The sequence below is a fragment of the Ectopseudomonas composti genome (assembly GCF_001567565.1).
Lineage (GTDB): Bacteria > Pseudomonadota > Gammaproteobacteria > Pseudomonadales > Pseudomonadaceae > Aquipseudomonas > Aquipseudomonas composti_A.
On the sequence record NZ_LSSW01000022.1, the window covers coordinates 92482 to 116499 of the forward strand.

Below are 24018 nucleotides of genomic sequence, written 5' to 3' on the forward strand. Positions count from 1 at the left end.
TAACGGGAGCACCCGCATGGCCGCCGTTCTGTCGCATTTCGATGAATCCCATCAATTGGTTCGTGATTCCGTTCGGCGTTTCGTCGAGCGCGAGATCCTGCCGTTTATCGATGAATGGGAGGAGGCCGAGGAGTTTCCTCGGGAGCTGTACCTCAAGGCTGGCGCGGCGGGCATTCTCGGTATCGGCTACCCCGAGCAGTACGGCGGCAGCCATGAGGGTGACGTGTTCGCCAAAGTGGCAGCCAGCGAGGAACTGATGCGCAGCGGCTCCGGTGGCCTGGTGGCCGGGCTCGGTTCGCTGGATATCGGCTTGCCGCCGATTCTCAAGTGGGCCAAGCCGGCGGTGCGTGAGCGCGTGGTGCCGCAGGTGCTAGCCGGCGAGAAGATCATGGCGCTGGCGGTGACCGAACCTTCAGGCGGTTCCGACGTGGCCAATCTCAAGACCCGCGCCGTGCGTGACGGTGATCACTACCGCATCAATGGCAGCAAGACCTTCATCACCAGCGGCATACGTGCCGATTACTACACGGTGGCGGTGCGCACCGGCGGCGAGGGTTTCGGCGGCGTCAGCCTGCTGCTGGTGGAGAAGGGCACGCCGGGTTTCAGCGTCGGCCGCAAGTTGAAGAAAATGGGCTGGTGGGCCTCGGACACCGCCGAGCTGTTCTTCGACGACTGTCAGGTGCCGGTGGAGAACCTGATCGGCGTGGAGAACGCCGGTTTCGCCTGCATCATGGCCAACTTTCAGAGTGAGCGCCTGAGCCTAGCGATCATGGCCAACATGACCGCGCAACTGGCGCTGGAGGAGTCCCTGAAATGGGCGCACGAGCGCCAGGCGTTCGGCAAGCCGGTGGGTAAGTTCCAGGTGCTCAAGCACCGCCTCGCCGAGATGGCCACGCAACTGGAGGTATCGCGCGAGTTCACCTATCGCCAGGCTGCGCAGATGGCGGCTGGCAGGAGCGTGATCAAGGAAATCTCCATGGCCAAGAACTTCGCCACCGATATCGCCGACCGGCTGACCTACGATGCGGTGCAGATCATGGGGGGGATGGGGTACATGCGCGAATCCCTGGTCGAGCGCCTGTACCGTGATAACCGCATTCTCTCCATCGGCGGCGGCACGCGGGAGATCATGAACGAGATCATTGCCAAGCAGATGGGGCTGTAGACGCGGTACTTGGGCCTCTATGGCGCGAATCCCTGGTCGAGCGCCTGTACCGCGACAATCGCATTCTCTCCATCGGCGGCGGCACGCGGGAAATCATGAACGAGATCATTGCCAAGCAGATGGGGTTGTAGCCGCTTCTGTGGGAGGGGCTTTAGCCGCGATCAGCCTTAAAGAGGCGGTAAAGCTCGCCGCTAAAGCGCCTCCCACGATGTCATGTCTATCAGGATGCTTGCTGATTCTGCGCTGCCTGGCGCAGACGGGCGATGTCACGCTGTGGCGGGTCGCCGAACAGGCGACTGTACTCACGGCTGAACTGCGATGGGCTTTCATAGCCCACGCGGTAACTGGCCGCTGCCGCCTCAAGGTTGTCGCACAGCATCAGCCGGCGAGCTTCCTGCAAGCGCAGTTGCTTCTGGTACTGCAGCGGGCTGAACGCCGTCACGGCCTTGAAGCGATGGTGCAGGGTGGATGGGCTCAGGTTCACCTCGCGGGCCAGTTCCTCGATGCGTAGCGGCTGATCAAAGTTCTTGCGCAGCCATTCGATGGCGCGGGAGATGCGCTGGCTCTGGCTGTCGGCGATCACGATCTCATGCAGGCGATGGCCCTGCGGGCTGAGCAGCATGCGATAGAAAATTTCGCGCAGGGCCAATGGCGCCAACATGGCGATGTCGCGCGGAGTCTCCAGCAGTCGCAGTAGACGAATCACCGCATCCAGCAGGCGGGGGTCTAAGCGGTCGAGAAACAGCGCGCGTTGTGAGGCGGCATCCGGTGCCGGGATGGGCGGCATTTCGGTGAGCAGGCTGCTGATCAGTGCCGGGTCGATTTCCAGTGCCAGGCTCAGATAGGGCGCCTCCGGACTGGCTTCGATTACCCGGCCGGTCACCGGGAGCACCACCGATGCCACCAGATAATTCAGCGGGTCATAGACGTAGAGTTCGTCGCCCAGGCGGATCTCCTTGCGCCCCTGGGCGATGATGCACAGGCAAGGGTCGTACACCGTCTGCATCGGCAGGCTCGGCGTCGTCGCACGCGCCAGTTTCAGACCGGGAATGGCAGTGAGGTGCAGGCCGTCCTCGGGGACGAAGCGTTCGACGAGGCGCGCCATTTCATGGCTCAGTTCGGCAAGGGGCGTGTCGAGATTTGTGGCGGTATGGATGGATGAGTGCATGGCGCGCCTCCAGAAAGTCAGCGCAGCCTAGCCAGGTTTTTCAGGCAAGTCATGGGGTGCGGCAGGATTAGGCAAATATTTGCCAGTAATGGGCAAATTACCAGTGATGCGGGGTGTTTCAAGATATCTTGCGCAGCGATCTAGCTGCCTGCGGCAGATTCAGGTAATGCAGTTTTAGGCAAGAATTTGCCAGTAATCGACTAACGCCCTGATGACGTTCTGCCTGATCGTTGCAGTCATCGCGCCGTGTCCCTGTGTCGGCCCGAACGCCAGCAGTAGCCCTGTCACCCGCTAAGCGGTGTCCCTTACGTCACTCAAGGAGCGCGCCATGTCCGCCAGATGGCTGATCGCGCCGCTGACGCTGTTGTTGCTCGCCACGGCCTGGCTCGATTCCAGGGCCGTCGGCGAGGCGGCTTTTGCAGAGCCGGACGCAGCACCCCACGTTCTGCAGCGAAACGCTGCCGGTGTGTACTGATTCACTTCCAGGAGGTTGCCATGAGCATCATTCACCGTATGACCGTTCGCGCTCGCCACGACCGCTCGATCCGGCTGGGGCGATGCCTGGCGCGCTTGCATGAGGTCGGCCGGGATATTCCGGGCTGTGAACGCCTGAGTGTGTCTGCCCTGCATGGCGACTCGCTGACCTGGCAGGTCGAAGGGCATTGGAGTTCGGCAGCGGCACGCGACGCTTTCCTTGGCAGTGAGGGACTGCGTCAGGTAATCGCCGCGGCGATAGACGAGGGGCTGTTCAGTCATCTCGAATGCGGTATGGAGTTGAAGCGACAGGTTGCCTGAGGCCGCTCAGGCTTGCCTTTGTGAATTTATCTCTATAGATTTTCATGAAATTAATTAATTTAAATTTCATGAGTCGTCTATGTTTTGCCACGCCAGTGAGCACGTCGACAGCTACTACGCGCAAAGCTGCAGTGATCGACTGAAGCATCATCCGATCCTGCAAGGTGAGTTGCAGTGCGATGTACTGGTGGTCGGCGCCGGTTTCAGTGGCCTGCACACTGCCTTGCGTCTGGCCGAAGTGGGGCGCAAGGTCATTCTGCTGGAAGCCAGTCGCGTGGCCTGGGCCGCCTCCGGTCGTAACGGCGGGCAGGCGATTCTGGGCTGGTCCTGCGATATGCCGCCGCTGGAAAAGGCGCTTGGCGTCGAGCGTGCGCGGCGTCTTTGGAGTGGCATGGTCTGGGCTGCCAACGAGCTGCGTGAACTGCCCCAGCGCCATGGTTTCGACTGCGATTACCGGCGTGGCCATCTGTGGACGGCGGTGCTGCCGCGGCGCGTGGCGTTGCTGCATGAGTGGCAGGAGCAGGCCGCCTATAAGTGGGGGCACCGCGCTCTGCAGTTCGTCTCCCGCGAGCAGATGCCGCAGTGGGTTGCCAGCGAGCGCTATCAGGCCGGGCTTTACGACCCCGAGGCGGGGCACCTCAACCCGCTCAAGCTGGCGCTCGGTCTGGCCGAGGCCTTCGTTCGCGCTGGTGGGCAGATCTTCGAGCAGAGCCGTGCGTTGAGCCAGGAGGCGCAGGGCGGCCGCTACCGAGTGCGTACCCAGCAGGGTAGCGTGCAGGCCGATCAACTGGTGCTGGCCTGCAACACCTATATCGATCGCCTGGAGCCGTGTCTGGCGCGGCGTATCCTACCGGTAGGCACTTACCAGATCGCCACCGCGCCGCTGGGCGCAGAACGCGCCGAGGCGTTGTTGCCGCGCAATGCCTGCGTCACCGACAACCAGTTCGTCCTCGATTACTTCCGCCGCACTCCGGATCACCGTCTGCTGTTCGGCGGCGGCTGCACCTACCTGGGCGGCTTGCCAAGGGACATGGCAGCCGCCACCCGGCCTTTCCTCGAGCGCGTCTTCCCGCAATTATCAGGCGTAGCCATCGACTTCGCCTGGGGCGGGCATATCGATATCACCCGTGCGCGCACCCCGGATATTGGCGGCGAGAATGGCCGCTATTGGCTGCAGGGTTTCTCCGGCCATGGCGTGCTGCCGACGCTGGCGGCGGCTCGGGCAGTCAGCGACGCGATCCTCGGCCATGACGATGAACTGGCCCTGTATCAGCAACTGCGCAACCCCGCATTTCCATTTGGCGAACGCCTGGCGGCGCCGCTCGAGGCCATCGGCAAGGCCTGGTACCGACTGAGAGACAGCTTCTGAAATGGACAGCCCTGATATGGACAACCATCTGGAAATGGCGGCACTGGCCGTGCTTATCCATGACCTGCGCAAGCACAAGAAGGTCACCCTCAACGAGCTGGCCGAGCGCGTCGGTCGCTCCGTGGGTTTTCTCTCGCAGGTCGAGCGCGGCCTGTCGCGGCCGACGGTGGCTGATCTGACTGCCATCGCCGAGGCGCTCGACGTGCCGACTACCTATTTCTACAGCCTGCCCAAGCCCAAGGCGTTGGACTGGGTCACCCGTCCCGACGAGCGCCGCACCCTGTACCTGGCCGGTGGCATCACCGACATCATGGCCTCGCCAACCTTGCAGGGCGCCTTCATGGTGGTCGACAGCCTGCTCGAACCCGGTGCCAGCAGCGGCGAGCGGCAGATGAGCGACCGCTCCGAGCAGGCCGGCTACGTGCTCGAAGGCCAGCTAACGCTGTGGCTGGGCGAGGATGAACAGAGCGCCACCCTCTATCCCGGCGATGTTTTCCAGGTGCCGAGCTATGCGCACCTGCGTTATGCCAACCAAGGCGACACCCCCGCACGGGTGTTGTGGATCTACACCTGACCTCCCGTGAACCGGAAATAACCACAATGAACGCCATCCGAGTCGAGCTGCTCGACGAAGTCCGCCAATTCCGCCAGGCCCACCCCGAGGTGCGCTTCGTCGACCTGATCTGCCTGGACATTCCCGGGCATTTCTATGGCAAGCGCTACCCCATCGAGATGCTGGAGAAGGTCGCCGCCGGCAGTGCCCTGAAGTTGCCGCAGAACTGCGTGCTGCTCGGTGCCCAGGGCGGCCTCTACGAAATTGGTGACTATTGCTTCCATGATGGCGACCCGGACGCGCCACGGCGACTGATCCCCGGCACGCTCAAACCAGTGAACTGGGAGCGCCAACCGCTGGGGCAGATGCTGATCAGCTCTGATGGCACCGAGGCGCCCATCGAATTCGAGCCGCGCGAGGTGCTGGCGAGGGTGGTGGAGCGTCTGGCGGCGCGTGGCATTCGTCCGGTGGTGGCCTTCGAACTGGAGTTCTACCTGTTCGACAAGGCGCTCAAGGACGGCTTGCCGCAGTACCCGCGCGATGATCTGAGTGGCGATGCTGACGACCAGCCGAACATGCACATCGAGCGCCTCTCGCGCTTTGCCGAGGTGCTCGACGACATCAGCGAGACCGCGCGTCTGCAGGGCATCGATACCACGGTGATCACCGCCGAGATCGGCCCGGGGCAGTTCGAGATCAACTTCAGCCACAACACCGACCCGATGCAGGCGGCCGACTGGTCGGCGCTGTTCTGCCGGGTGGCCCGTGGCGTGGCGCTCAAGCATGGCCATCGCGCCAGCTTCATGGCCAAGCCGTATCTGCAGTATCCGGGCAGCGGCATGCATATCCACGTCAGCCTGTACGACGAGGCGGGCGACAACCTGCTGGCCCGTGATGCGCAGCGTCCGTTGCGCCATGCCGTGGCCGGTTGTCTGGAACTGCTGCCGGAACTGATGCCGATCTACGCGCCGAACCACAACAGTTACCGCCGCTTCGGCGCCCAGGTGAACTCGGCGAGCAAGGCCAGTTGGGGCTTCGAGGATCGCGACGCCTGTGTGCGCATTCCCGAATCGGACGCGCGCAACCTGCGCCTGGAGTTCCGCCTGCCAGGCGCCGACGCCAACCCTTACCTGGTGCTGGCGGCGCTGCTGAGCAGTATCGAGCAGGGCCTCGACGCCAAGGTCGAGCCCATCGCACCCCTGAATGACGACCGCGCCAGTGGCGTCCACTTTCCCAAGGACATGCTCGACGCCGTGCGCCGCATGCAGACCAGCGAGCGGGTCGCCGCCGGCCTGGGCAGCGAGTTCGTCATGGTTTATTGCGAGAACAAACGCCAGGATCACCTGGCCTTCATGCACGACATCAGCCCGCGCGAATACCGCTGGTACCTGTGATGTCACGGATAGAAGGAGACGCCATGAACAACCCCAAGACCGCCCACTGGCAGGCACTGAGCCAGGCCCATCACCTGGCGCCGTTCAGTGATTACAAGCAGTTGGCCGAGAAGGGCCCGCGCATCATCACCGAAGCGAAGGGCGTGCACCTGTGGGACAGCGAGGGCAACAAGATCCTCGATGGCATGGCCGGCCTGTGGTGCGTGGCCGTCGGCTATGGCCGTGAGGAACTGGTCGCTGCAGCTTCCAAACAGATGTTGCAGCTTCCGTTCTACAACACCTTCTTCCAGACCGCCCACCCGCCAGTGCTGGAGCTGGCTCATGCCATCTCCCAGCTGGCGCCGGCCGGCATGAACCATGTGTTCTTCACCGGTTCGGGCTCTGAAGGCAACGACACCATGCTGCGCCTGGTGCGCCACTACTGGGCATGCAAGGGCCAACCGAGCAAGAAGATCATCATCGGCCGCGAGAACGGCTACCACGGCTCCACCGTGGCCGGCGCCAGCCTCGGCGGCATGAAATTCATGCACGAGCAGGGCGATCTGCCGATCCCGGGCATCGCCCATATTCCGCAGCCGTACTGGTTTGGTGAAGGCGGTGATATGACCCCGGAAGCCTTCGGCATCTGGGCTGCCGATCAGTTGGAGAAGAAGATTCTCGAACTGGGCGAGGAAAACGTGGCGGCCTTTATCGCCGAGCCGATCCAGGGCGCAGGCGGTGTGATCATCCCGCCGGAAACCTACTGGCCGCGTATCAAGGAAATCCTCGCCAAGTACGACATCCTGTTCGTCGCCGACGAGGTGATCTGCGGCTTCGGCCGGACGGGCGAGTGGTTCGGCAGTCAGTACTACGATCTGAAACCCGACCTGATGACCATTGCCAAGGGCCTGACCTCGGGCTACGTGCCGATGGGCGGGTTGATCGTCAGCGACAAGGTGTTCGAGGAGATCGAGGCGCACGGCGACTTCAACCACGGTTTCACCTATTCCGGCCACCCGGTAGCGGCGGCGGTGGGCCTGGAGAACCTGCGCATTCTCAAGGAAGAAGGCATCGTCGAGCGGGTCAAGGCGCAAACCGCGCCCTACCTGCAAAAGCGCCTGCGTGAGCTGGCCGATCACCCACTGGTGGGCGAAGTGCGCGGCGTCGGCATGCTCGGCGCCATCGAACTGGTGCAGGACAAGGCCACGCGCAAGCGCTTCTCCGCTGATGTGGGCGTGGGCATGGTCTGTCGTGGCCACTGCTTCAACAACGGTCTGATCATGCGCGCCGTCGGCGACACCATGATCATCGCGCCGCCTCTGGTGATCAGCCAGGCGGAGGTGGATGAACTGGTGGAGAAAGCACGCAAGTGCCTGGATCTGACCTGGGAGCAGGTGCGTAGCCTGGCATAAGCTCACGATCCGGTGGGAGGGGCTTCAGCCGCGACAGGAACAACCCGCAGCTAAAGCGTAATGCCGCCCAGCCGCTCCTACAGATGTAGCTTTTGCGTAGGAGCGGCTTCAGCCGCGAAGGACGATGATCAAAAGAAAACCCCGCAACCGGCATCGGTGGCGGGGGTTTGTTGTTCAGCCGCTTACTTGAGGCTGTTTTTCAACGTCTGCGCGGCCTGATCCAGAGCGGTACGTATCGCCGGCACTTCGGCCACGACATTGAGCAGGCCGTAGTCGTGGATCATGCCGTTGTAGCGCACGGCGGTCACCGGTACGCCGGCAGCGTTGAGGCGGCGGGCGTAGGCTTCGCCTTCGTCACGCAGCACATCCATCTCGGCGGTCTGCACCAGTGCCGGCGGCAGGCCTTTGAGCTGTTCCAGGCTGGCGCGCAGTGGCGATGCATGGATCTCGTTACGCTGCTTCGGGTCGGTGGTGTAGTTGTCCCAGAACCATTCCATCATGCCGCGGGTCAGGAAGTGGCCTTCGGCGAACTGGTTGTAGGAGCCATTGTTGAAGTTGGCGTCGGTCACTGGCCACAGCAATACCTGGGCGCGCAACTTCGGCGTGCCAGCCTCTTTGGCCTTGATGGCCACCACAGCGGCCATGTTGCCGCCGACACTGTTGCCGGCCACCGCCAGGCGCGAACCGTCGACACCGATCTGGCTGCCGTTGTCGGCGACCCATTTGGTGGCGGCGTAGGCCTGGTTGATCGCGGTCGGGTACTTGGCTTCCGGCGACGGCGTGTAGTCGACGTAGATAGCCGCCGCGCCGGAGCCCACCACCAGGTCACGGATCAGGCGTTCGTGGGTCGGGTAGTCGCCCAGCACCCAGCCACCACCGTGGAAGAACATGAATCCCGGCAGGATGCCGCGCGCACCTTCTGGGCGTACCACCTTGAGGGTTAGCGACTGACCATTCACCTGGATCACCTTGGTGTCCATCTTGATGCCGGACAAATCGACCTTGACGCTGGCCTGTGCGCCGACCAGTACGGCGCGGGCGTCTTTCGGCGAGAGGGTTTCCAGCGGTTGACCGCCACCGGCGGCCAGAGCATCGAGGAAGCCTTGGGTGGTGCGTTCCACGCCGGGGCTGCCGGCAGCAAAGCTGCTGTTGATGGCCAGGGCGAGCAGCCCGGCGCTGAGTGTGCGCGAGATTTTCATGTTCCTGTTCCTGTTCCTTTTCGGCGAGGGCGCCGGGAGGCCCAGCGCCGGATCGGTCAGACGATGGTCAAAGTGACGTCGATGTTGCCGCGGGTGGCGTTGGAGTAAGGGCAGACGATATGCGCGCGATCCACCAGGGTTTGCGCGGCGTCGCGATCCAGGCCCGGCAGGCTGATGCGCAGTTCCACTTCGATGCCGAAGCCGGTGGGAATGGCGCCGATGCCGACGGTGCCTTCGATGAAGGTGTCAGCCGGGATGCTCAGCTTGTCGCGGGCTGCGACGAATTTCAGGGCGCCGAGGAAGCAGGCGGAATAACCGGCAGCGAACAGTTGCTCCGGGTTGGTGCCGTTGCCGCCGGCACCGCCAAGTTCTTTCGGGGTAGTCAGGGCGATTTCGAGGACACCGTCGGAAGAAACGGCGCGGCCTTCACGGCCACCAAAGGCTTCAGCGGTTGCACGGTAGAGAACGTTTTCGATGGTCATGGCATTGATCCTTGTCGGTAGGGTAGAGATGGATTGGCTCGCTAATCTTTTGTGCGCTAATCGTTTCCATGGAGCGAAATATATTGCGCAAAACATTAGTGCACAAGATAAATCTATGGAAGATTTGGCTATACGATTTTATTTTTTAGGAATAAGCGCACGTGGCAAGGGTTGCCGCCATGCCTGGCAGGAGATGCAGGGGGCATTTGCCAGATTCAAAGGCCATAGTGGTTCAGGGCGAGCAGGGGATACGGGCCCGTGTGCGCGGTGAGGTCGTTGCATGTGACGCACACGAGGTATCGCGCGAAGAAAGGCCTATAGGGTTCAGCGGGAGCAGGCGGTGGCTGGCATCGCCAGGGATCAGAGGGCGTCTTGCAGATGACTGCGCAGTTCGATCAGGTCGTCACGTAGCTTGCCCAACTGTTCCATGTTCAAGGCAGACGCCTTGAGGATGCAGGCCGGTAGTGATTTGGCCTGTTCGTGCAGGGCACGACCTGCGTCGGTGAGGTACAGCTGTACCACGCGTTCGTCCTGACTGCTGCGTTGGCGTTGCAGCAGGCCTTCGCTTTCCAGGCGCTTGAGCAGAGGCGTCAAAGAGCCGGGGTCGGTCAGCATGCGTGCGCTGATCTCACTGACGGTGATGCCCTCGTTTTCCCACAGCACCAGCATGGCCAGATATTGCGGATAGGTGAGACCGAGCGCCTGCAACAAGGGCTTGTAGGTCTTGGTCATCATCAGTGAGGTGGAATAGAGGGCGAAGCACAGCTGGTTATCCAGCATCAGCTCGGCGCAGGGTTCCACTTGGGAGATCATGGCATTGGCCTGTGCGAAGGTGGTTGGCGTTGTCCGCCAAGTGGTGCGGGAATTGACCCGCACCTCGATGGCATCAACCGCAGGATACGCGGGTGATCACTCGTTGGTCATCGACGTTGAGGTTAAGGCGTTGACCGTTGTATTCCAAGGTCACCACGCTGTTTGGCGTAAGAATGCGGGCGGTGCTGGCTCCGGCTTGCTGACGCGCCTGTTCGAGCAGTTCGGGCGTCGCAGCCTGGCCTTTGAAGTGCTCGACAGCGGACGAGGTGCAGCTGTCCGGAGTCGGGCCGCTTGGTGTGGTGATGGAGGCCGGTTTTTCGGCGGTGCTGCTGCAGCCGGCGGCGAGCATTGCGGTGGCGAGTATCAGGCTGAAACGAGTCTTGAGGTTCAACGCGTTGGGCTCCTTGTCCATAGGTGTGGCTTTCATTGCGCGCCTTCTAGGCGCGCCAGGCGTTCTTCCAGCGCTGCGATGCGCGCTTCCAGTTCGACCAGTCGATCATCGTTAGGTGCCGCAACCTCTGCGCGAGCGGCTGGGCGGTTGGCCAGGATGTTTTCCAGGTCGGCAGGTTCGCCGAGCAGATGCATGTAGCGATCCTCGCGCTGACCGCTCTGGCGCGGCAGCAGCATGGCCAGGCCGCGACCGATCAGGCGCTCCAGTTGATGCTGGACTTCTGCGACATCGTCGAAATCGTGCATGCGATTGCTACGCGTGAGCAGCTCATTGAGCGTCTGGGGGCCGCGCAGCAGAAGCAGGCCGAGCAATACCGTCTGGGGTTTGACCAACTCCAGTTGCTTGTCGCAGCGCTGTTCCCAGCGATCGGCACGGCTGCCCATCACCAGGTGCACCAGCTGGCGGCCTTCGAGGCTGCGCAGGTAGCGCCCGACTTCACCGGTTTCCAGATTCATCAAGGGTTCGCGACTGGTCTTCTGGTTGCAGGCCAGTTGCACCGCATTGAGCGTCAGCGGATAGGTTTCCGGTGTGGTCAGTTGTTTTTCGATCAGGCAGCCGAGAATGCGCACCTCGACGGCGTGCAGTGGGGTTTCACCAACCAGCGGGGACGGGGCGTGCGACATGAGGCGATCCTGGCAGAAAGAACCTGTCTAGGTTAACGGCATCCGCGTTCAGCTGACAGGCATCAATGTGTGTTCGAGCATGTCCAGGCTGGCGTCGAGTACCTGGCGGCGCGATTCATCACTGGCCATCATGCGCGCCAGCAGCAGGCTGCCGAGGCATTGCGCGAGTATCGTCCAGGCCAGTTGCGGGTCGCCGATAATCTCGGCCCAAGCGCTCTGCAGCTGCAGAATCTGCTGCTCGGTACGCAGCCGCACGGGTTCATCGGCACGGGCGATCTCCGCGCCCAGGGTCGGTAGTACGCAGCCTTTGTCCGGTTGCTCGACATGCGCCAGGCTGAGATAGGCGTTCAGGCAGCGTTGCAGTTTGTCGCGCCCGGTATCCCCCGCTTCGCCACCAAGTCGGCTCAGGCTGTTATGCAGCTCGCGTTCGATCAGTTCGGCGAACAGATCGTCCTTGCTCGGGAAGTGGCTGTAGAAGGCCGCGCCGGTCAGGCCGATGGTCTTCATCAGCGCATCCACGCCGGTCACGGCAAAACCCTGCTGCTTGGCCAGCGCGCCGCTGCTGGCGAGCAAGCGTTCGCGGGTTTCGGCCTTGTGTTCGGCGCTGTAGCGCATGCTTGGCTCCCTTCTATGCTGGATTGACCTGCTCGAAAGCATAGCATAACGTTCGTTAATCTAACGGTCGTTAGTTAATGGAGAAAGCCATGAACGAGAACAAGAAAGTCGCTTTGATCATTGGCGCCGGGGATGCCACCGGCGGCGCCATTGCCCGACGTTTTGCCCGCGAGGGGTATGTCGCCTGCGTTACTCGGCGCAGCCTAGACAAGCTGCAGCCGTTGCTGGAGCAAATCCGCGACGAGGGTGGTGAGGCGCACGGTTTTGCATCCGACGCGCGGCGCGAAGAGCAGGTGGCTGAGTTGGTAGAGAACATCGAGCGTGACATCGGGCCGATCGAGGTGATGGTGTTCAATATCGGCGCCAACGTCCCATGCAGCATCCTCGAAGAGACCGCACGCAAGTACTTCAAGATCTGGGAGATGGCTTGCTTCTCCGGCTTTCTCACCAGTCAGGCCGTGGCCAGACGCATGGTCGCCCGTGGCCGTGGCAGCATCCTGTTCACTGGCGCCACTGCCGGTTTACGCGGCGCTGCTGGATTCGCCGCGTTCGCCGGTGCCAAGCATGGCATTCGTGCGCTGGCGCAGAGCATGGCGCGAGAGCTGGGGCCGTTGAACGTGCATGTGGCCCATGCGGTGGTGGATGGCGCCATCGATACCGCGTTCATCCGTGACAGCTTTCCTGAGGTCTATGCCAGGAAGGATCAGGATGGCATCCTCGACCCCGAGCACATCGCTGACAGCTACTGGTTCCTGCACAGCCAGCCGCGCGATGCCTGGACTTTCGAGTTGGACCTGCGGCCGTGGATGGAGCGCTGGTAATCTGTGTTGAGCCCACAATCACCCTAGCGAGCGAGTGAAACTGATGAGCAAGACGGTGGAGTTCTTCTTCGACCTGGGCAGCCCGGCCTCCTACCTGGCCCATACCCAGCTGCCCGCTCTGTGTCGCGAGGCCGGTGCCGAACTGATTTATCGGCCGATGCTGCTTGGTGCTGTATTCCAGGCGACGGGTAATGCCTCGCCAGCGATGATTCCGGCCAAGGGCCGTTACATGATTCGCGACCTGGCGCGTTTTGCCGAGCGCTACGGCGTACCGATGCGCTTCAACCCGCATTTTCCGATCAATACCCTGACGCTGATGCGCTTGCTGGTCGCTGTGCAGTTGCATCAGCCGGAACGCTTCGACGATGTTTTGCAGGTGCTATTTCGGGCGATCTGGGTCGATGGGGTGAACATGGGCGATCCGGCCAAGGTGGCGGACGTGCTGGTGGCGGCCGGTTTCGATGCGACGCAAATGCAGGCGCAGATCGCTGAAGTAGAGGTCAAGGATGCGCTCAAGGCGACCACCGAGGAGGCCATCAAGCGCGGTGTATTCGGCGCGCCGACCTGCTTCGTCGGTGACGCGATGTTCTTTGGCCAGGATCGCCTGGATTTCGTTCGCGAAGCTCTTCGCGTCTAGGCGCTTTCCGTTCCGAGCCCTATGCCTGGCACAATGGCCGGATTATTGTCCGGCCGTTCGAGCACCCGATGAACCCCGAAGCACTGAAACTCCTGGTGACCCGCCGCATGCCTTATGGCAAGTACAAGGATCGGCTGATCGCCGATCTGCCGGGGCACTACCTCAACTGGTTCGCCCGCGAAGGATTCCCCAAGGGAGAGCTGGGTCAGTTGCTGGCGCTGATGCAGGAGATCGACCACAACGGTCTCAAGCCGCTGCTCGATCCACTGCGCAAGGGTACTTAAGCGCGGCTTGTCGGGGATGCCGCACGCACCGGCCACGCGTGTGCAGAATTGCGGTGCGAACAGCATTGGCAGCTCCGCGACAGCCTACGGCAATGCCCTCACGTCAGTGCCAGTTGCGCCCATGATCCAGCTTCTGGTCCACCAGCCACTTACCGTGGGCGATGGAGGCGTGCTGGGCCTTGGTCAAATCATCCATGAAGGCGTAATCCAGCGGCAGTGTCTGCCGTTTGCTGGTATTGCCCGCAGGATCGGTGATTTGGCAACCGCCGGCCCAGGGTGTCGGTAAACCTGGGTGTTCCATGACACTGGCGTGGATAGTGTGGTCGCGGTGGGTGCAGGTAAGCGCGCTCATTAGGCCACCTCGTAGATCGAGGCGCCGCCCTCGGTGTCGACGCTACAGCGAGGTTCCAGCCGGGAGCCGGTAGCGGCGCCGTGTGGATGAGTGGTGCGTCTGTCCCCTTACCTTAGTCCAGATGCTGTAACTGTGAGCGTTGCCCGACGAACGCACAGAGCCGGCAATCGCCGGCGCTGTGGGGGGCGCAGCTATTTCACTCGGTCGCTTCACGTACTTTGTCGGTGCTTCCTGGCTTTGCGGCAAAGCGGGCGGCCAGGCGCATGGACAGGGTCACCAGGCGTTGATACAGCGCCGGCATGCTGCGCTGCATCCAGTCCAGGGTGCGGGCGTCAGCGCCGATTAGGATGCGTCGCTTGTTGGCCAGCACGCCACCTACGATGACCTTCGCCGCCTGCTCTGGCGTGGTACGTAGCAACTGGTCGTTGAATTGCTGGCGTGCCTGCTCGGCGGCCTGGCCGGTGACCTTGGCCAGGCTGTCGTTCATCCGTGCGGTCTTGGCGATGTTGGTGCGAATGCCGCCGGGGTGTACGCAACTGGCGGAAACCCCGCAAGCGGCCATGTCCAGCTCCTGGCGCAGCGACTCGGTAAAGCCGCGCACGGCGAACTTGCTGGCGTTGTAGGCGCTCATGCCGGGTTGGGAGAACAGACCGAAGACGCTGGACACGTTGACCACATGACCTTGGCCTGCAGTCTTGAGGTAGGGCAGGAAGGCCTTGGTGCCGTTGACCACGCCCCAGAAGTTGATGTTCATGATCCACTCGTAGTCGGCGTAGTCGTTGCCTTCCACGGTACCGCCCTGAGCCACGCCGGCATTGTTGAAGATGGCATTGACCCGGCCGAACTCGTTGACGATCTGCTCGGCCCAGGCCTCGACAGCGGCGCGATCCGCCACATCTACACGCTGCTGGCTGACGGTAACGCCGAGCTTGCGCGCCTGTTCGGCGGTTTCCTTGAGGCCCTCGACATTGACGTCGGACAGCGCCAGGTGACAGCCCTGACGAGCCAGGTGGTAGGCGAGGGCGCGGCCGATACCGGAGCCGGCGCCGGTGATGGCGGCTACTTTGTTTTCGAAGGATTTCATGCGGTGACCTCCTGCACATCGAGGGTGATGGCGTTGCTCTGCGCCGGATGAACGGCCTGTGTACGGCTGAAGTGATAGGCATGTGGGTCGAAGTTGCGCGTGAGCATGCGGTAGCGCCAGGTGAAGCCCGGCCACACCGTACAGTTACGCCCGCTGACCGGGTGCAGGTACCAGCTCATGCAGCCGCCGGCGTTCCACACGGTATTACCGAGAGTGCCCTGGATCTTCCTGTTGAAGCTGTCCTGCGCCTCGCGCTTGGGCTCCAGGCTCTGCAGCCGCCTCTCTTCGAGCTGCTTGAGGGCACCGAGTACGTAGGTGATCTGCGACTCGATCATGTAGACCATGGAGTTGTGGCCCAGCCCGGTATTCGGCCCCATGAGGAAGAACAGGTTGGGGAAGCCGGCGGTCATGGTGCCCTTGTAGGCTTCCGGGCCTTCGGGCCAGGTGTCGAGCAGGTCGACGCCGCCACGGCCGAACACGGTGCCGCGCGGCAACGGGTCGCTGGGGGTGAAGCCGGTGCCGAAGATGATCGCGTCGACGTCGCGCTGCTGACCGTCGGCTGTGCGCACGCCGTGTGGCAGGATCTCGGCGACACCATCGGTGATCACCTCGACATTGGCCTGGGTCAGCGCCGGGTAGTAATCGTTGGAGATCAGCACGCGCTTGCAGCCCATGGTGTAGTCCGGGGTCACTTTGGCGCGCAGCACCGGGTCCTTGATCTGCTTCTTGATGTGCTGCTTGGCGATGCCCTGAGCCATGCGCAGCAGGCGCGGGGCGAAGGCGAAGGCGATGACCCGGCTTTCGAGGATGCCGTATAGCGCGCCGCGCCAGAGTTTCTGCGCCAGCGGGAAACGCTTGAAACGGGTGCGCTCGCCGTCGCGAATGGCGCGATCCGGCTTGGGCATGATCCACGGCGCCGTGCGCTGGTAGAGGTCGAGATGCCCGACCTGCTTCTGGATCTGCGGCACGAACTGAATGGCCGAGGCGCCGGTGCCGATCACGGCCACGCGTTTGCCGGTCAGGTCATAGTCGTGATTCCACTGCTGCGAATGGAACACCTCACCAGTGAAGTTTTCCAGGCCCTTGAGCTTGGGAATCGAAGGCGTGGACAGGGCGCCCATGCCGGAGACCACGAACTGCGCGCTGTAGCGGTTACCGGCGCGGTCCTGCAGGTGCCACAGCTCGGCGTGCTCGTCCCAGCGCATCTGTACCACTTCGGTGCCCAGCAGGGTCTTGTCCTGCAGGCGGTATTTCTCCCAGCAACCTTCCAGGTAGGCCTTGATCTCCGGTTGTTTGGCGAACATCCGTGTCCAGTTCGGATTCGGCTCGAAGGAGAAGGAGTACAGGTGCGATTGCACGTCGCAGCCGCAGCCCGGGTAGTTGTTCACCCGCCAGGTGCCGCCGACGCCTGCCTCTCTCTCGAACAGCAGGAAGTCCTGCTCGCCCTGTTGCTTGAGACGAATGGCCATGCCGAGGCCGGAAAAGCCGCTGCCGAGGATGGCGATCTTGCAATGGCGGGCAGCGGTAGGGGGTGACACGGGCGCATTCATGGCCGAGCTCCTGCTTGTCGTTCTTGTAGGTGTCTACATCTGTCTACCAAGGTAGACATGTGTATACTCATCGGCAAGCCACCCGATCAACAAGCCAACTTTAGGTAGGGGTAAGGATGCAAAGCGACGACGCGCAGGTACGCGAAAAGGCCGGCTCAGCGCCTGGCAAGCGCCTGTTGATGGAGGCGGCGTTACGTCTCACCTCAACCAGCCGCAGTCTCAGCAGCCTGGGGTTGCGGGAGTTGGCGCGCGAGGCCGGGCTCAATCCCAACACCTTCTACCGGCATTTCCGTGATGTCGACGACCTCGGCCTGACCGTGATCGGTGAGATCACCACCTTGCTGCGCCAGCCGTTGCGTGACCTGCGCCGCGAGGCCGCGCAGCGTGCGGTGAAGGATGAGAGGCCGATGCTGCCCAAGTTGCTCGGTATCGATCTGGGACGTGGGCGGCGGGTCTGCCATGAGACGGTGCAACTATTCTTCGACTTCGTCGCCGAGCACCCCGAGGCATTCATCCTCGGCGTGCGCGAACTGCACGGCGCCTCGCCGGTGTTGCGCGAAGCCTTGCGCCAGGTGATGAACGATTTCGCCGATGACATGGCTGCGGACATCATCGAGTTCAAGCTGTTGCCGGGCATCGTCAGCGCGGCGGCGCTGCGCCAGGTTTCAGGGCTGATCAGCCGCAGTCTGTTCGAGCAGTCGCTGGACTACATCGGCCAGCCGCAGCGGCGCGAGGCGATCTGTGCATTGGCTGAGGAGCAGATCGTCATGCTGTTCACCGGCGCCAGCGTGCTGCAGAGCATGGGGCAGCTGCGACTGGGCTGAGGGGCGCCTGCTGCTGTGGGATGTGCGGGGTATGCAGTGCTTTTGTAGAAGCGGCTACAGCCGCGATGCCGTTCGCGGCTGAAGCCACTCCTACAGCATTCATACGAAGTGCACACTTGAACGAAAAAGGGCGGCTTGGGCCGCCCTGAGATCAGTTGCTGAATCCGAGGCGCTCGCGCCAGCGGTTCTCCAGCGCCTCGGTATCGTGGTCCTTGGGATGGAAACCGGGTCGGTAGTAATCCAGGTAGGGGCCGATCAGCTTGGTGAAGAAGCCGTTGCGCGGACCGAACAGCGTCTTCAGGCCGAAACCCCAGCTGCGCCAGTTGAACAGCTGGCCGTCCTTGCGCAGCAGATGGATCTGGAACCAGCCGATCACGCCGAGAAACATCAGGGTGGTCAGCATCATCACCAACACACGGGTGAAGTAGCCGCCGTAGACCTGCTGGTAGACGTCATAGCAGACGGCCTTGTGCTCGTTCTCCTCGATCGCGTGCCACATCCACAGCTGATAGAGCTTGGGGTCGTTCATCTGCGTGGTGAGGTCTTCGCGCTTGAGCAGTTGCTCTGCCATGGTCGCGGTGAAGTGCTCGAGGGCACAGGTGGCCGCCAGGCGGTGCTTCTTGGTGCTGAAGCGAGTCGTCCATTCCAGCAGCACCTTGATCCGCAGCTCCAGGCGTTCCAGATCGATATCGTGGGCATTGGCGTAGTCGTTGTACGCCGCGTGCTCCTTGGAGTGCATGGCTTCCTGGCCGATGAAGGCGCTGATGTCCTTCTTCAGTTGCGGCTCGGTGACCTGGTCACGTACGGCGCGCACGCTGTCGACGAAGAACTTCTCGCCGTAGGGAAATAGCGACGACAGGTTGTTCATGAACTGGCTCATGAAGGGGTCGTCGTAGAACCAGTATTTCGGTGTCTCGCTGAAGCTGAAGTCCATGCGGCGGACCGGAAAGCTGGATTTCGGCTGGGGCAGGGTGGCGCTGGCGCTCATCGTTCGAGTCCTCTTCTGGGGAGTTGCTGCTCCCGATTGTTGTGCGGCTCCGGCTGACAGCATTCGGGGTCGTGGGTGGCTAATCTCGACAGACCAACTGTGTCATTGAACGATGTAACTATCGGACGTGAGCGCGTTGTGCGCTGCCAACTTAAGGCGGGTGTTGTCGGGGGAGAGGGTGACAACCCGCAGCGCTAGAGGCTACGGGCTGCGTCAGTGGCGGGGTTTACGGCGCGCTGCGGCGGAGTTCGGCCACTTCGCTGCGCAGTGCACGCAGCTCGTCGAGAATCGCCTGTTCGCGTGCGGCGGCGGCCAGTTCCTCGGCGTTGGGCTCGTGAGTACTCTGCATCGCGTTGACGATGACCGCGATGAACAGGTTGAGCATCATGAAGGTAGCGATGAGGATGTAGGGCACGAAGAACAGCCAGGCCAGCGGATGCTGCTCCATCACCGGACGCACGATGCCCATCGACCAGCTTTCCAGTGTCATCACCTGGAACAGGGTGTACAGGCTGGCGCCGATGTTACCGAACCACTCTGGAAAGCTCGCGCCGAACAGCTGGGTGGCCATTACTGCGGCGACGTAGAAGATCAGCCCCATCAGCATGACGATGCTACCCATGCCCGGCAACGAGGCGAGCAGTGCCTGCACCACCTTGCGCATGCTCGGGTTGATCGACACCAGCCTCAGGACACGCAGCACGCGCAACGCACGCAGTACGGCGAATGGGCCACTGGCCGGCACCAGGGCGATGCCGACGACCACGCAGTCGAATATTGCCCAGGGGTCGCGCAGCAGGCTGACGCCTCGCGCGATGAAGCGCAGCGCCAATTCGATCACGAAGCAGGCGAGGATCAGACCGTCCAGCAGCAGCAGCGGTTTGCCCCATTCGTTCATGATCGCGGGTGAGGTCTGCAGCCCGAGAATGGCGGCGTTGACGATGATCAGCAGAGTGACCAGGCGTTGTATGGACGTGCCGTCCATGACAGCGCCCAGGCGCTGACGCCAATCGCTGGATGGGTTCAGTTCGAGTTCTTGCATGGGGTCTGATTTACGCTTGTCGGTGATGCCGGGCGCGCCCGGCAGAATCAGGGGCCCGCCTGCCGTTGACCGGTCGGCGGGCGTGTCTGCTCAGCGATCGTCGAGGGCGAAGGCAGTCAGGGTGAAGGTGGGAATGCCGGCGTCCTGCAGTTTCTGCGAGCCGCCCAACTCCGGCAGGTCGATGATCGCAGCTGCCTCGAAGATGCTTGCGCGCATGCGCCGAACCAGGTTGGCGGCGGCGATCAGGGTACCGCCGGTGGCGATCAGGTCATCGAAGATCAGTACCGAGTCGCCTTCGCAGAGGCTGTCGCTGTGGACTTCGAGAAAGGCTTCGCCGTACTCGGTCTGGTAGCCCTCGCTGAGGACATCAGCCGGCAGCTTGCCCTGCTTGCGGAACAGCACCAGGGGCTTGTTCAGTTCATAGGCGATGATCGAGCCGATGAGAAAACCGCGCGCGTCCATGGCACCGATATGGCTGAACTCGGCTTCCACGTAACGCTGGATGAAACTGTCGGCGACCATGCGCAAGGCGCGCGGCGACTGGAACAACGGGGTGATGTCGCGAAAGATGACGCCCGGTTTGGGGAAGTCCGGTACCGGGCGGATCAGGGTCTTGATGCTGAATTCGTCAAAGATCATCGTGGGGTCCTAAAGCGTTGAGCCCGCGAATGATCTGCGAACTCAAACGTCGAGATTACCGCCGGCCAGGGCGCACAGCTCGATCGGGTCGAGAATGTGCACTTCCTTGCCTTCGGCTTCGAGCAGTTTGTTCTGTTGGAAACGGGTAAATACGCGAGACACCGTCTCTACCGCAAGGCCCAAATAGTTACCAATTTCGTTGCGCGACATGGCCAGGCGGAACTGGTTGGCCGAGAAGCCGCGTGCGCGGAAGCGGGCGGAGAGGTTGACCAGGAAGGTGGCGATGCGTTCGTCGGCGGTCTTCTTCGATAACAGCAGCATCATCTGCTGATCGTCGCGGATCTCGCGGCTCATGATGCGCATCAGCTGGCGACGCAGCTGTGGCAGCTGCAGGGCCAGATCGTCGAGACGCTCGAAGGGGATTTCGCAGACCGAGGTGGTTTCCAGCGCCTGCGCGGAAACCGGGTAGCGCTCGCCGTCCACACCAGATAGACCGACCAGTTCGCTCGGCAGGTGGAAACCGGTGATCTGTTCCTCGCCACCGTCGCTGAGGCTGAAGGTCTTCAGCGCGCCGGAGCGTACGGCGAACACCGAGCCGAAGGTGTCGCCCTGGCGGAACAGGAACTCGCCCTTTTTCAGCGGGCGACCGCGTTTGACGATGTCGTCAAGCGCGTCCATGTCCTCCATGTTCAGGGAGATGGGCAGGCATAGGGCAGCCAGGCTGCAATCCTTGCAATGTGCTTGATGCTGCTTGTGCAGCTTGATGCTCTCGGACATCGTTGGGCTTCCCGGGGATACACGCAATGTTCGTAAGGGTACCGCAGGGCTCGTGTGGCGGCCAGCCATATCAGGACTGACCGAATGCTCAAGTTTGGCCTTGAGGTGCCGATTAAGAAGGTAGAACCATAGTCCAAAGCAGGGAGCAGCGCGATGCGCATACCATCCACGGGGCCACTGAATAATCTGGTTCAGGGCGTTCAGCGACAATTTACCGCAGGTGAGCGGAGCCCGGAGGAGGTGCGCGAGGGGTTGCGAGTGAGCCTCTCCGAACTGGGCAAGAGCATGTCGGCCAAGCCTGAAAAGAACGAGGACATCGACAACAGCGATATGCCTCAGGCGATCAAGGATCTGCTCAAGATGATCCGTGAACTGCGTGCGCAGATCGTCGAGAAACAGGCGCAGGTCGAGGCGATCATGAGCGATCAGAGTCTCGATGCGGAAACCAAGCGCCAGCAGCTGGAAGGGCTGCAAACCGAGCTTGCGTCGCTCAACAGCGCACTGAGCTCGGCCAATGCCAACCTGGTCAAAGTAATGCGCGAGAACGGCCTGTCGAGTGAGCAGATGCAGACCGCCGCCACGCTGGCGATGGGTTGAGGCGTCGCCCGGCGGCGGGGCTTCCCGCTGCGGGGCGGCGACGCCCGTTTTTCAGATCACCCGAGAGAAGCGCTGGCGTACCTGATCGTTGAGATAACGGTCGAACAGCATGCACAGCGAGCGCACCAGCAGGCGCCCTGCCGGGCGCACCTGGATACCCTGTTCGTCGAGCACGATCAGGCCGTCACGGGCGAGTTGCTCGAGTTCGGGCCAGAGGGCGTCGAAGTAATCGCGCAGCACCACGCCATGCGTGCGCTCGATGTCGGCGAAGCGCAGTTCGAAATGACAGATCAACTGCTGGATCACGGCGCGGCGCAGGCGGTCGTCGGCATTGCAGTGCAAGCCGCGGCGCGTTGCCAGCTGGCCGTTGCCCAGGGTCTGCTGATAGCTGGCGATATCGCTGTCGTTCTGGCTGTACAGATCACCGACCTGGCTGATGGCGGAGACGCCCAGGCCGATCAGGTCGCAATGGCCGTGGGTGGTGTAGCCCTGGAAGTTGCGTTGCAGGGTGCCTTCTTCCTGGGCAATGGCCAGTTCATCGTCGGGCAGGGCGAAATGGTCCATGCCGATGTAACGATACCCGGCGCGGGTCAGTTGCTCGATGCTGGTCTGCAGCATGCTCAGCTTGTCTGCCGGAGTCGGCAGGTCATCGGCGCTGATACGCCGTTGCGGCATGAAGCGTTCCGGCAAGTGCGCGTAGTTGAACAGCGACAGGCGATCCGGCTGCAGGGCAATGATCTCGGCCACGGTGCGGGCGAAGCGTTCCGGCGTCTGTTTGGGCAGGCCGTAGATCAGGTCGATGTTCACCGAGCGGAACTGCAGGGTGCGAGCGGCCTCGACGATGGCGCGGGTTTCTTCCAGGGTCTGCAAGCGGTTGACCGCGCGCTGTACCTCGGGGTCGAGGTCCTGTACGCCGAGGCTGACGCGATTGAAGCCCAGTTCACGCAACAGGCCCATGGTCGACCAGTCGGCTTCGCGCGGGTCGATCTCGATGCTGTAGTCGCCAGAGTCGTCGTCCAGCAGCTTGAAATGCTGGCGCAGGTGCTGCATCAACCGACGCAGTTCATCGTGGCTGAGGAAGGTCGGTGTGCCGCCACCGAAATGCAACTGCTCGATTGGCTGGTTGCGGTCGATGTAGCGGCTGATGATCTCGATTTCCCGCTCGAGCTTCTCCAGGTAGGGCAGGGCGCGGCCGCGGTCCTTGGTGATGACCTTGTTGCAGGCGCAGTAGTAGCAGATGTGGGCGCAGAACGGCACGTGCACGTATAGCGACAGTGGCCGTTTGGCCTTGCGGCTGTCACGCAGGGCATGCAGCAGATCGAACGGGCCGATGTCGTCATGAAACTGCACGGCAGTCGGGTAGGAGGTGTAGCGCGGGCCGGCGAGATCGTAGCGGCGGATCAGGTCGGCGTCCCACTGGATGGTGTCGAGCATGGGAAATAATCCTGGACAGGCTTTGTGGCCAGTCTAGGGATGCACGTGGCCTGCGGCCTTGACTTGAATCAAGGGCGCGTCAGTGACCCATCAGCCAGTGCTGGTGGGGCCCGGGCAGGGTCCAGATACCGAACAGGATGACCAGCAGGCCGCCAGCCATGCGAGTGCCGCGCTTGCGCAGCAGGGCCGTCATGCGCTCGGCGGCCAGCCCGGTGGCCAGAAGCACCGGCCAGGTACCCAGGCCAAACGCCAGCATCAGCAGGGCGCTATTGACGGCACTGCCCTGGCTGGAGGCCCACAGCAGCGTGCTGTAGACCAGCCCACATGGCAGCCAGCCCCACAATCCGCCGAGCACCAGGGCACGTGGCACGCTGCTCACGGGCATGAAGCGCCGAGTCAGGGGCTGGATATGTCTCCACAGGCCGCGGCCCAGCGCTTCGATACGCGTCAGACCGCTCCACCAGCCCGCCAGATAAAGGCCCATGGCAATCAGCAGCAAGGCGGCCAGCGTGCGCATGAGCACCTCGGCTTTGCTGCCGGCAACGGCCCAGCCGGCCAGGCCGAGGGCGAAGCCCGCCAGGGCGTAGCTGAAGACGCGGCCGAGGTTGTAGGCCAGCAGCAGTTGCAGGCGTTTGCCGCGTTGTTCCGGTGGAATCGCCAGGGTCAGGGCGCCCATCAGGCCGCCGCACATACCCAGGCAATGACCGCCGCCGAGCAGGCCTAGAATCACTGCGGACACCAGCAGCGGTGCCAGCTCAAGCATCAGGTTTGTCCTGCTTGTTGTGCTCCTGGGCCTGTTCGACTCCGGCCTTGTGCAGCGGATCCTCGTCGTCGAAGAGGATGCTGTGCGCCGGCCCGTCCAGGTCGTCGTACTGGCCGCTGTCCACCGCCCAGAAGAACAGCCAGATGGCGAAACCGACCAGGCCGATGGCGACGGGGATCAGGATGTAGAGGGCGGACATGCGGTCTCC

General features: G+C 62.6%; 29 protein-coding genes and 1 pseudogene. 13 read left to right on the forward strand and 17 right to left on the reverse strand.

What is annotated here, in order from left to right; translation table 11 throughout:
- Positions 1–16 precede the first annotated feature (16 nt).
- Together PCLY_RS09635 and PCLY_RS25295 are read left to right on the forward strand one after the other, a co-directional pair.
- On the forward strand, positions 17–1165 hold the full coding sequence (locus PCLY_RS09635) for an acyl-CoA dehydrogenase family protein (RefSeq protein ID WP_061239084.1): 1149 nt from the start codon (positions 17–19) through the stop codon (positions 1163–1165).
- Positions 1166–1188: 23 nt separating this feature from the next.
- Positions 1189–1296: pseudogene (locus PCLY_RS25295) on the forward strand (acyl-CoA dehydrogenase family protein); the annotation flags it as partial.
- Between the two features lie 89 nt (positions 1297–1385).
- Here PCLY_RS25295 and PCLY_RS09640 read toward each other — a convergent pair.
- A complete protein-coding gene (locus tag PCLY_RS09640; RefSeq protein ID WP_061239085.1) occupies positions 1386–2333 on the reverse strand; it encodes an AraC family transcriptional regulator in 948 nt (315 codons plus the stop codon).
- 328 nt (positions 2334–2661) lie between these two features.
- On the opposite strand from PCLY_RS09640, the gene PCLY_RS25015 reads away from it, so the two are divergent.
- From PCLY_RS25015 to PCLY_RS09665, 6 genes are all read left to right on the forward strand, one after another.
- Complete coding sequence (locus tag PCLY_RS25015; RefSeq protein ID WP_197432168.1) at positions 2662–2808, forward strand: hypothetical protein; 147 nt, start codon at positions 2662–2664, stop codon at positions 2806–2808.
- Between the two features lie 20 nt (positions 2809–2828).
- Complete coding sequence (locus PCLY_RS09645) at positions 2829–3128, forward strand: protein kinase family protein (RefSeq protein WP_061239086.1); 300 nt, start codon at positions 2829–2831, stop codon at positions 3126–3128.
- 79 nt (positions 3129–3207) lie between these two features.
- On the forward strand, positions 3208–4497 hold the full coding sequence (locus PCLY_RS09650; protein WP_061239087.1) for an NAD(P)/FAD-dependent oxidoreductase: 1290 nt from the start codon (positions 3208–3210) through the stop codon (positions 4495–4497).
- 16 nt (positions 4498–4513) lie between these two features.
- On the forward strand, positions 4514–5071 hold the full coding sequence (locus tag PCLY_RS09655; protein WP_061239088.1) for a helix-turn-helix domain-containing protein: 558 nt from the start codon (positions 4514–4516) through the stop codon (positions 5069–5071).
- A gap of 26 nt (positions 5072–5097) precedes the next feature.
- The gene (locus PCLY_RS09660) at positions 5098–6444 is read left to right on the forward strand and encodes a glutamine synthetase family protein (RefSeq protein ID WP_061239089.1); all 1347 of its coding nucleotides are present in this window, start codon (positions 5098–5100) and stop codon (positions 6442–6444) included.
- A gap of 23 nt (positions 6445–6467) precedes the next feature.
- Entirely contained in the window at positions 6468–7835 is a 1368-nt protein-coding gene (locus PCLY_RS09665; RefSeq protein ID WP_061239090.1) for an aspartate aminotransferase family protein, read from the forward strand.
- Between the two features lie 182 nt (positions 7836–8017).
- Here PCLY_RS09665 and PCLY_RS09670 read toward each other — a convergent pair whose 3' ends face one another.
- The 6 genes from PCLY_RS09670 to PCLY_RS09695 form a co-directional block, all read right to left on the reverse strand.
- Positions 8018–9034, reverse strand: coding sequence for an alpha/beta hydrolase (locus PCLY_RS09670; protein WP_061239091.1), 1017 nt, complete (start codon positions 9032–9034; stop codon positions 8018–8020).
- Positions 9035–9090: 56 nt separating this feature from the next.
- The gene (locus PCLY_RS09675) at positions 9091–9516 is read right to left on the reverse strand and encodes an organic hydroperoxide resistance protein (protein ID WP_061239092.1); all 426 of its coding nucleotides are present in this window, start codon (positions 9514–9516) and stop codon (positions 9091–9093) included.
- Positions 9517–9876: 360 nt separating this feature from the next.
- Positions 9877–10329, reverse strand: a complete 453-nt coding sequence (locus PCLY_RS09680; protein WP_061239093.1) for a MarR family winged helix-turn-helix transcriptional regulator — start codon at positions 10327–10329, stop codon at positions 9877–9879.
- A 73-nt stretch (positions 10330–10402) separates the two neighbouring features.
- Entirely contained in the window at positions 10403–10720 is a 318-nt protein-coding gene (locus tag PCLY_RS09685; protein ID WP_082768062.1) for an I78 family peptidase inhibitor, read from the reverse strand.
- Between the two features lie 32 nt (positions 10721–10752).
- The gene (locus PCLY_RS09690) at positions 10753–11403 is read right to left on the reverse strand and encodes a YceH family protein (protein WP_061239095.1); all 651 of its coding nucleotides are present in this window, start codon (positions 11401–11403) and stop codon (positions 10753–10755) included.
- Between the two features lie 48 nt (positions 11404–11451).
- A complete protein-coding gene (locus tag PCLY_RS09695; protein WP_061239096.1) occupies positions 11452–12018 on the reverse strand; it encodes a TetR/AcrR family transcriptional regulator in 567 nt (188 codons plus the stop codon).
- Positions 12019–12107: 89 nt separating this feature from the next.
- Here PCLY_RS09695 and PCLY_RS09700 point away from each other — a divergent pair, with 89 nt between their 5' ends.
- The 3 genes from PCLY_RS09700 to PCLY_RS09710 all read left to right on the forward strand — a co-directional run bounded on the left by PCLY_RS09700 (position 12108) and on the right by PCLY_RS09710 (position 13760).
- On the forward strand, positions 12108–12839 hold the full coding sequence (locus PCLY_RS09700) for an SDR family oxidoreductase (RefSeq protein ID WP_061239097.1): 732 nt from the start codon (positions 12108–12110) through the stop codon (positions 12837–12839).
- 43 nt (positions 12840–12882) lie between these two features.
- Complete coding sequence (locus PCLY_RS09705) at positions 12883–13476, forward strand: 2-hydroxychromene-2-carboxylate isomerase (protein ID WP_061239098.1); 594 nt, start codon at positions 12883–12885, stop codon at positions 13474–13476.
- 68 nt (positions 13477–13544) lie between these two features.
- On the forward strand, positions 13545–13760 hold the full coding sequence (locus PCLY_RS09710; protein WP_061239099.1) for a DUF3820 family protein: 216 nt from the start codon (positions 13545–13547) through the stop codon (positions 13758–13760).
- Between the two features lie 103 nt (positions 13761–13863).
- On the opposite strand, the gene PCLY_RS09715 is transcribed toward PCLY_RS09710, so the two are convergent.
- The 3 genes from PCLY_RS09715 to PCLY_RS09725 all read right to left on the reverse strand — a co-directional run bounded on the left by PCLY_RS09715 (position 13864) and on the right by PCLY_RS09725 (position 16746).
- Positions 13864–14112: a hypothetical protein gene (locus tag PCLY_RS09715; protein WP_061239100.1), complete on the reverse strand. Its 249-nt coding sequence runs from the start codon at positions 14110–14112 to the stop codon at positions 13864–13866.
- Between the two features lie 196 nt (positions 14113–14308).
- Positions 14309–15196 carry an SDR family NAD(P)-dependent oxidoreductase gene (locus PCLY_RS09720; RefSeq protein WP_061239101.1) on the reverse strand — a complete coding sequence of 296 codons (888 nt, stop codon included), beginning with the start codon at positions 15194–15196 and terminating at the stop codon, positions 14309–14311.
- Positions 15193–16746 (reverse strand): flavin-containing monooxygenase, encoded by a 1554-nt coding sequence (locus PCLY_RS09725; RefSeq protein ID WP_061239102.1) that lies wholly within the window; start codon positions 16744–16746, stop codon positions 15193–15195. The genes PCLY_RS09720 and PCLY_RS09725 overlap by 4 nt, the downstream gene beginning before the upstream one ends.
- 116 nt (positions 16747–16862) lie before the next feature.
- Between PCLY_RS09725 and PCLY_RS09730 the strand changes: the two genes are divergently transcribed.
- Complete coding sequence (locus tag PCLY_RS09730; RefSeq protein WP_061239103.1) at positions 16863–17570, forward strand: TetR family transcriptional regulator; 708 nt, start codon at positions 16863–16865, stop codon at positions 17568–17570.
- A gap of 151 nt (positions 17571–17721) precedes the next feature.
- Here PCLY_RS09730 and PCLY_RS09735 read toward each other — a convergent pair whose 3' ends face one another.
- From PCLY_RS09735 to fnr, 4 genes are all read right to left on the reverse strand, one after another.
- Positions 17722–18558: a metal-dependent hydrolase gene (locus tag PCLY_RS09735; protein WP_061239104.1), complete on the reverse strand. Its 837-nt coding sequence runs from the start codon at positions 18556–18558 to the stop codon at positions 17722–17724.
- A 226-nt stretch (positions 18559–18784) separates the two neighbouring features.
- A complete protein-coding gene (locus PCLY_RS09740; protein ID WP_061239105.1) occupies positions 18785–19600 on the reverse strand; it encodes an ion transporter in 816 nt (271 codons plus the stop codon).
- Between the two features lie 90 nt (positions 19601–19690).
- Entirely contained in the window at positions 19691–20239 is a 549-nt protein-coding gene (locus PCLY_RS09745) for an adenine phosphoribosyltransferase (RefSeq protein ID WP_061239106.1), read from the reverse strand.
- 42 nt (positions 20240–20281) lie between these two features.
- Entirely contained in the window at positions 20282–21016 is a 735-nt protein-coding gene (fnr, locus tag PCLY_RS09750; protein ID WP_061239107.1) for a fumarate/nitrate reduction transcriptional regulator Fnr, read from the reverse strand.
- A gap of 153 nt (positions 21017–21169) precedes the next feature.
- Between fnr and PCLY_RS09755 the strand changes: the two genes are divergently transcribed.
- Positions 21170–21613: a hypothetical protein gene (locus PCLY_RS09755; RefSeq protein ID WP_061239108.1), complete on the forward strand. Its 444-nt coding sequence runs from the start codon at positions 21170–21172 to the stop codon at positions 21611–21613.
- Between the two features lie 51 nt (positions 21614–21664).
- Here PCLY_RS09755 and hemN read toward each other — a convergent pair whose 3' ends face one another.
- From hemN to ccoS, 3 genes are all read right to left on the reverse strand, one after another.
- Positions 21665–23047 (reverse strand): oxygen-independent coproporphyrinogen III oxidase, encoded by a 1383-nt coding sequence (gene hemN / locus PCLY_RS09760; RefSeq protein ID WP_061239109.1) that lies wholly within the window; start codon positions 23045–23047, stop codon positions 21665–21667.
- 79 nt (positions 23048–23126) lie between these two features.
- A complete protein-coding gene (locus tag PCLY_RS09765; RefSeq protein ID WP_061239110.1) occupies positions 23127–23810 on the reverse strand; it encodes a sulfite exporter TauE/SafE family protein in 684 nt (227 codons plus the stop codon).
- The gene (gene ccoS, locus PCLY_RS09770) at positions 23803–24009 is read right to left on the reverse strand and encodes a cbb3-type cytochrome oxidase assembly protein CcoS (protein ID WP_061239111.1); all 207 of its coding nucleotides are present in this window, start codon (positions 24007–24009) and stop codon (positions 23803–23805) included. The genes PCLY_RS09765 and ccoS overlap by 8 nt, the downstream gene beginning before the upstream one ends.
- Positions 24010–24018 lie beyond the last annotated feature (9 nt).

Excerpts from the sequence above, each read along its gene's own strand:
- PCLY_RS09635 (WP_061239084.1), top strand. The coding sequence starts at position 17 with ATGGCCGCCGTTCTGTCGCATTTCGATGAATCCCATCAATTGGTTCGT.
- PCLY_RS09640 (WP_061239085.1), bottom strand. The coding sequence starts at position 2,333 with ATGCACTCATCCATCCATACCGCCACAAATCTCGACACGCCCCTTGCC.
- PCLY_RS25015 (WP_197432168.1), top strand. The coding sequence starts at position 2,662 with ATGTCCGCCAGATGGCTGATCGCGCCGCTGACGCTGTTGTTGCTCGCC.
- PCLY_RS09645 (WP_061239086.1), top strand. The coding sequence starts at position 2,829 with ATGAGCATCATTCACCGTATGACCGTTCGCGCTCGCCACGACCGCTCG.
- PCLY_RS09650 (WP_061239087.1), top strand. The coding sequence starts at position 3,208 with ATGTTTTGCCACGCCAGTGAGCACGTCGACAGCTACTACGCGCAAAGC.
- PCLY_RS09655 (WP_061239088.1), top strand. The coding sequence starts at position 4,514 with ATGGACAACCATCTGGAAATGGCGGCACTGGCCGTGCTTATCCATGAC.
- PCLY_RS09660 (WP_061239089.1), top strand. The coding sequence starts at position 5,098 with ATGAACGCCATCCGAGTCGAGCTGCTCGACGAAGTCCGCCAATTCCGC.
- PCLY_RS09665 (WP_061239090.1), top strand. The coding sequence starts at position 6,468 with ATGAACAACCCCAAGACCGCCCACTGGCAGGCACTGAGCCAGGCCCAT.
- PCLY_RS09670 (WP_061239091.1), bottom strand. The coding sequence starts at position 9,034 with ATGAAAATCTCGCGCACACTCAGCGCCGGGCTGCTCGCCCTGGCCATC.
- PCLY_RS09675 (WP_061239092.1), bottom strand. The coding sequence starts at position 9,516 with ATGACCATCGAAAACGTTCTCTACCGTGCAACCGCTGAAGCCTTTGGT.
- PCLY_RS09680 (WP_061239093.1), bottom strand. The coding sequence starts at position 10,329 with ATGATCTCCCAAGTGGAACCCTGCGCCGAGCTGATGCTGGATAACCAG.
- PCLY_RS09690 (WP_061239095.1), bottom strand. The coding sequence starts at position 11,403 with ATGTCGCACGCCCCGTCCCCGCTGGTTGGTGAAACCCCACTGCACGCC.
- PCLY_RS09695 (WP_061239096.1), bottom strand. The coding sequence starts at position 12,018 with ATGCGCTACAGCGCCGAACACAAGGCCGAAACCCGCGAACGCTTGCTC.
- PCLY_RS09700 (WP_061239097.1), top strand. The coding sequence starts at position 12,108 with ATGAACGAGAACAAGAAAGTCGCTTTGATCATTGGCGCCGGGGATGCC.
- PCLY_RS09705 (WP_061239098.1), top strand. The coding sequence starts at position 12,883 with ATGAGCAAGACGGTGGAGTTCTTCTTCGACCTGGGCAGCCCGGCCTCC.
- PCLY_RS09710 (WP_061239099.1), top strand. The coding sequence starts at position 13,545 with ATGAACCCCGAAGCACTGAAACTCCTGGTGACCCGCCGCATGCCTTAT.
- PCLY_RS09715 (WP_061239100.1), bottom strand. The coding sequence starts at position 14,112 with ATGAGCGCGCTTACCTGCACCCACCGCGACCACACTATCCACGCCAGT.
- PCLY_RS09720 (WP_061239101.1), bottom strand. The coding sequence starts at position 15,196 with ATGAAATCCTTCGAAAACAAAGTAGCCGCCATCACCGGCGCCGGCTCC.
- PCLY_RS09725 (WP_061239102.1), bottom strand. The coding sequence starts at position 16,746 with ATGAATGCGCCCGTGTCACCCCCTACCGCTGCCCGCCATTGCAAGATC.
- PCLY_RS09730 (WP_061239103.1), top strand. The coding sequence starts at position 16,863 with ATGCAAAGCGACGACGCGCAGGTACGCGAAAAGGCCGGCTCAGCGCCT.
- PCLY_RS09735 (WP_061239104.1), bottom strand. The coding sequence starts at position 18,558 with ATGAGCGCCAGCGCCACCCTGCCCCAGCCGAAATCCAGCTTTCCGGTC.
- PCLY_RS09740 (WP_061239105.1), bottom strand. The coding sequence starts at position 19,600 with ATGCAAGAACTCGAACTGAACCCATCCAGCGATTGGCGTCAGCGCCTG.
- PCLY_RS09745 (WP_061239106.1), bottom strand. The coding sequence starts at position 20,239 with ATGATCTTTGACGAATTCAGCATCAAGACCCTGATCCGCCCGGTACCG.
- fnr (WP_061239107.1), bottom strand. The coding sequence starts at position 21,016 with ATGTCCGAGAGCATCAAGCTGCACAAGCAGCATCAAGCACATTGCAAG.
- PCLY_RS09755 (WP_061239108.1), top strand. The coding sequence starts at position 21,170 with ATGCGCATACCATCCACGGGGCCACTGAATAATCTGGTTCAGGGCGTT.
- hemN (WP_061239109.1), bottom strand. The coding sequence starts at position 23,047 with ATGCTCGACACCATCCAGTGGGACGCCGACCTGATCCGCCGCTACGAT.
- PCLY_RS09765 (WP_061239110.1), bottom strand. The coding sequence starts at position 23,810 with ATGCTTGAGCTGGCACCGCTGCTGGTGTCCGCAGTGATTCTAGGCCTG.
- ccoS (WP_061239111.1), bottom strand. The coding sequence starts at position 24,009 with ATGTCCGCCCTCTACATCCTGATCCCCGTCGCCATCGGCCTGGTCGGT.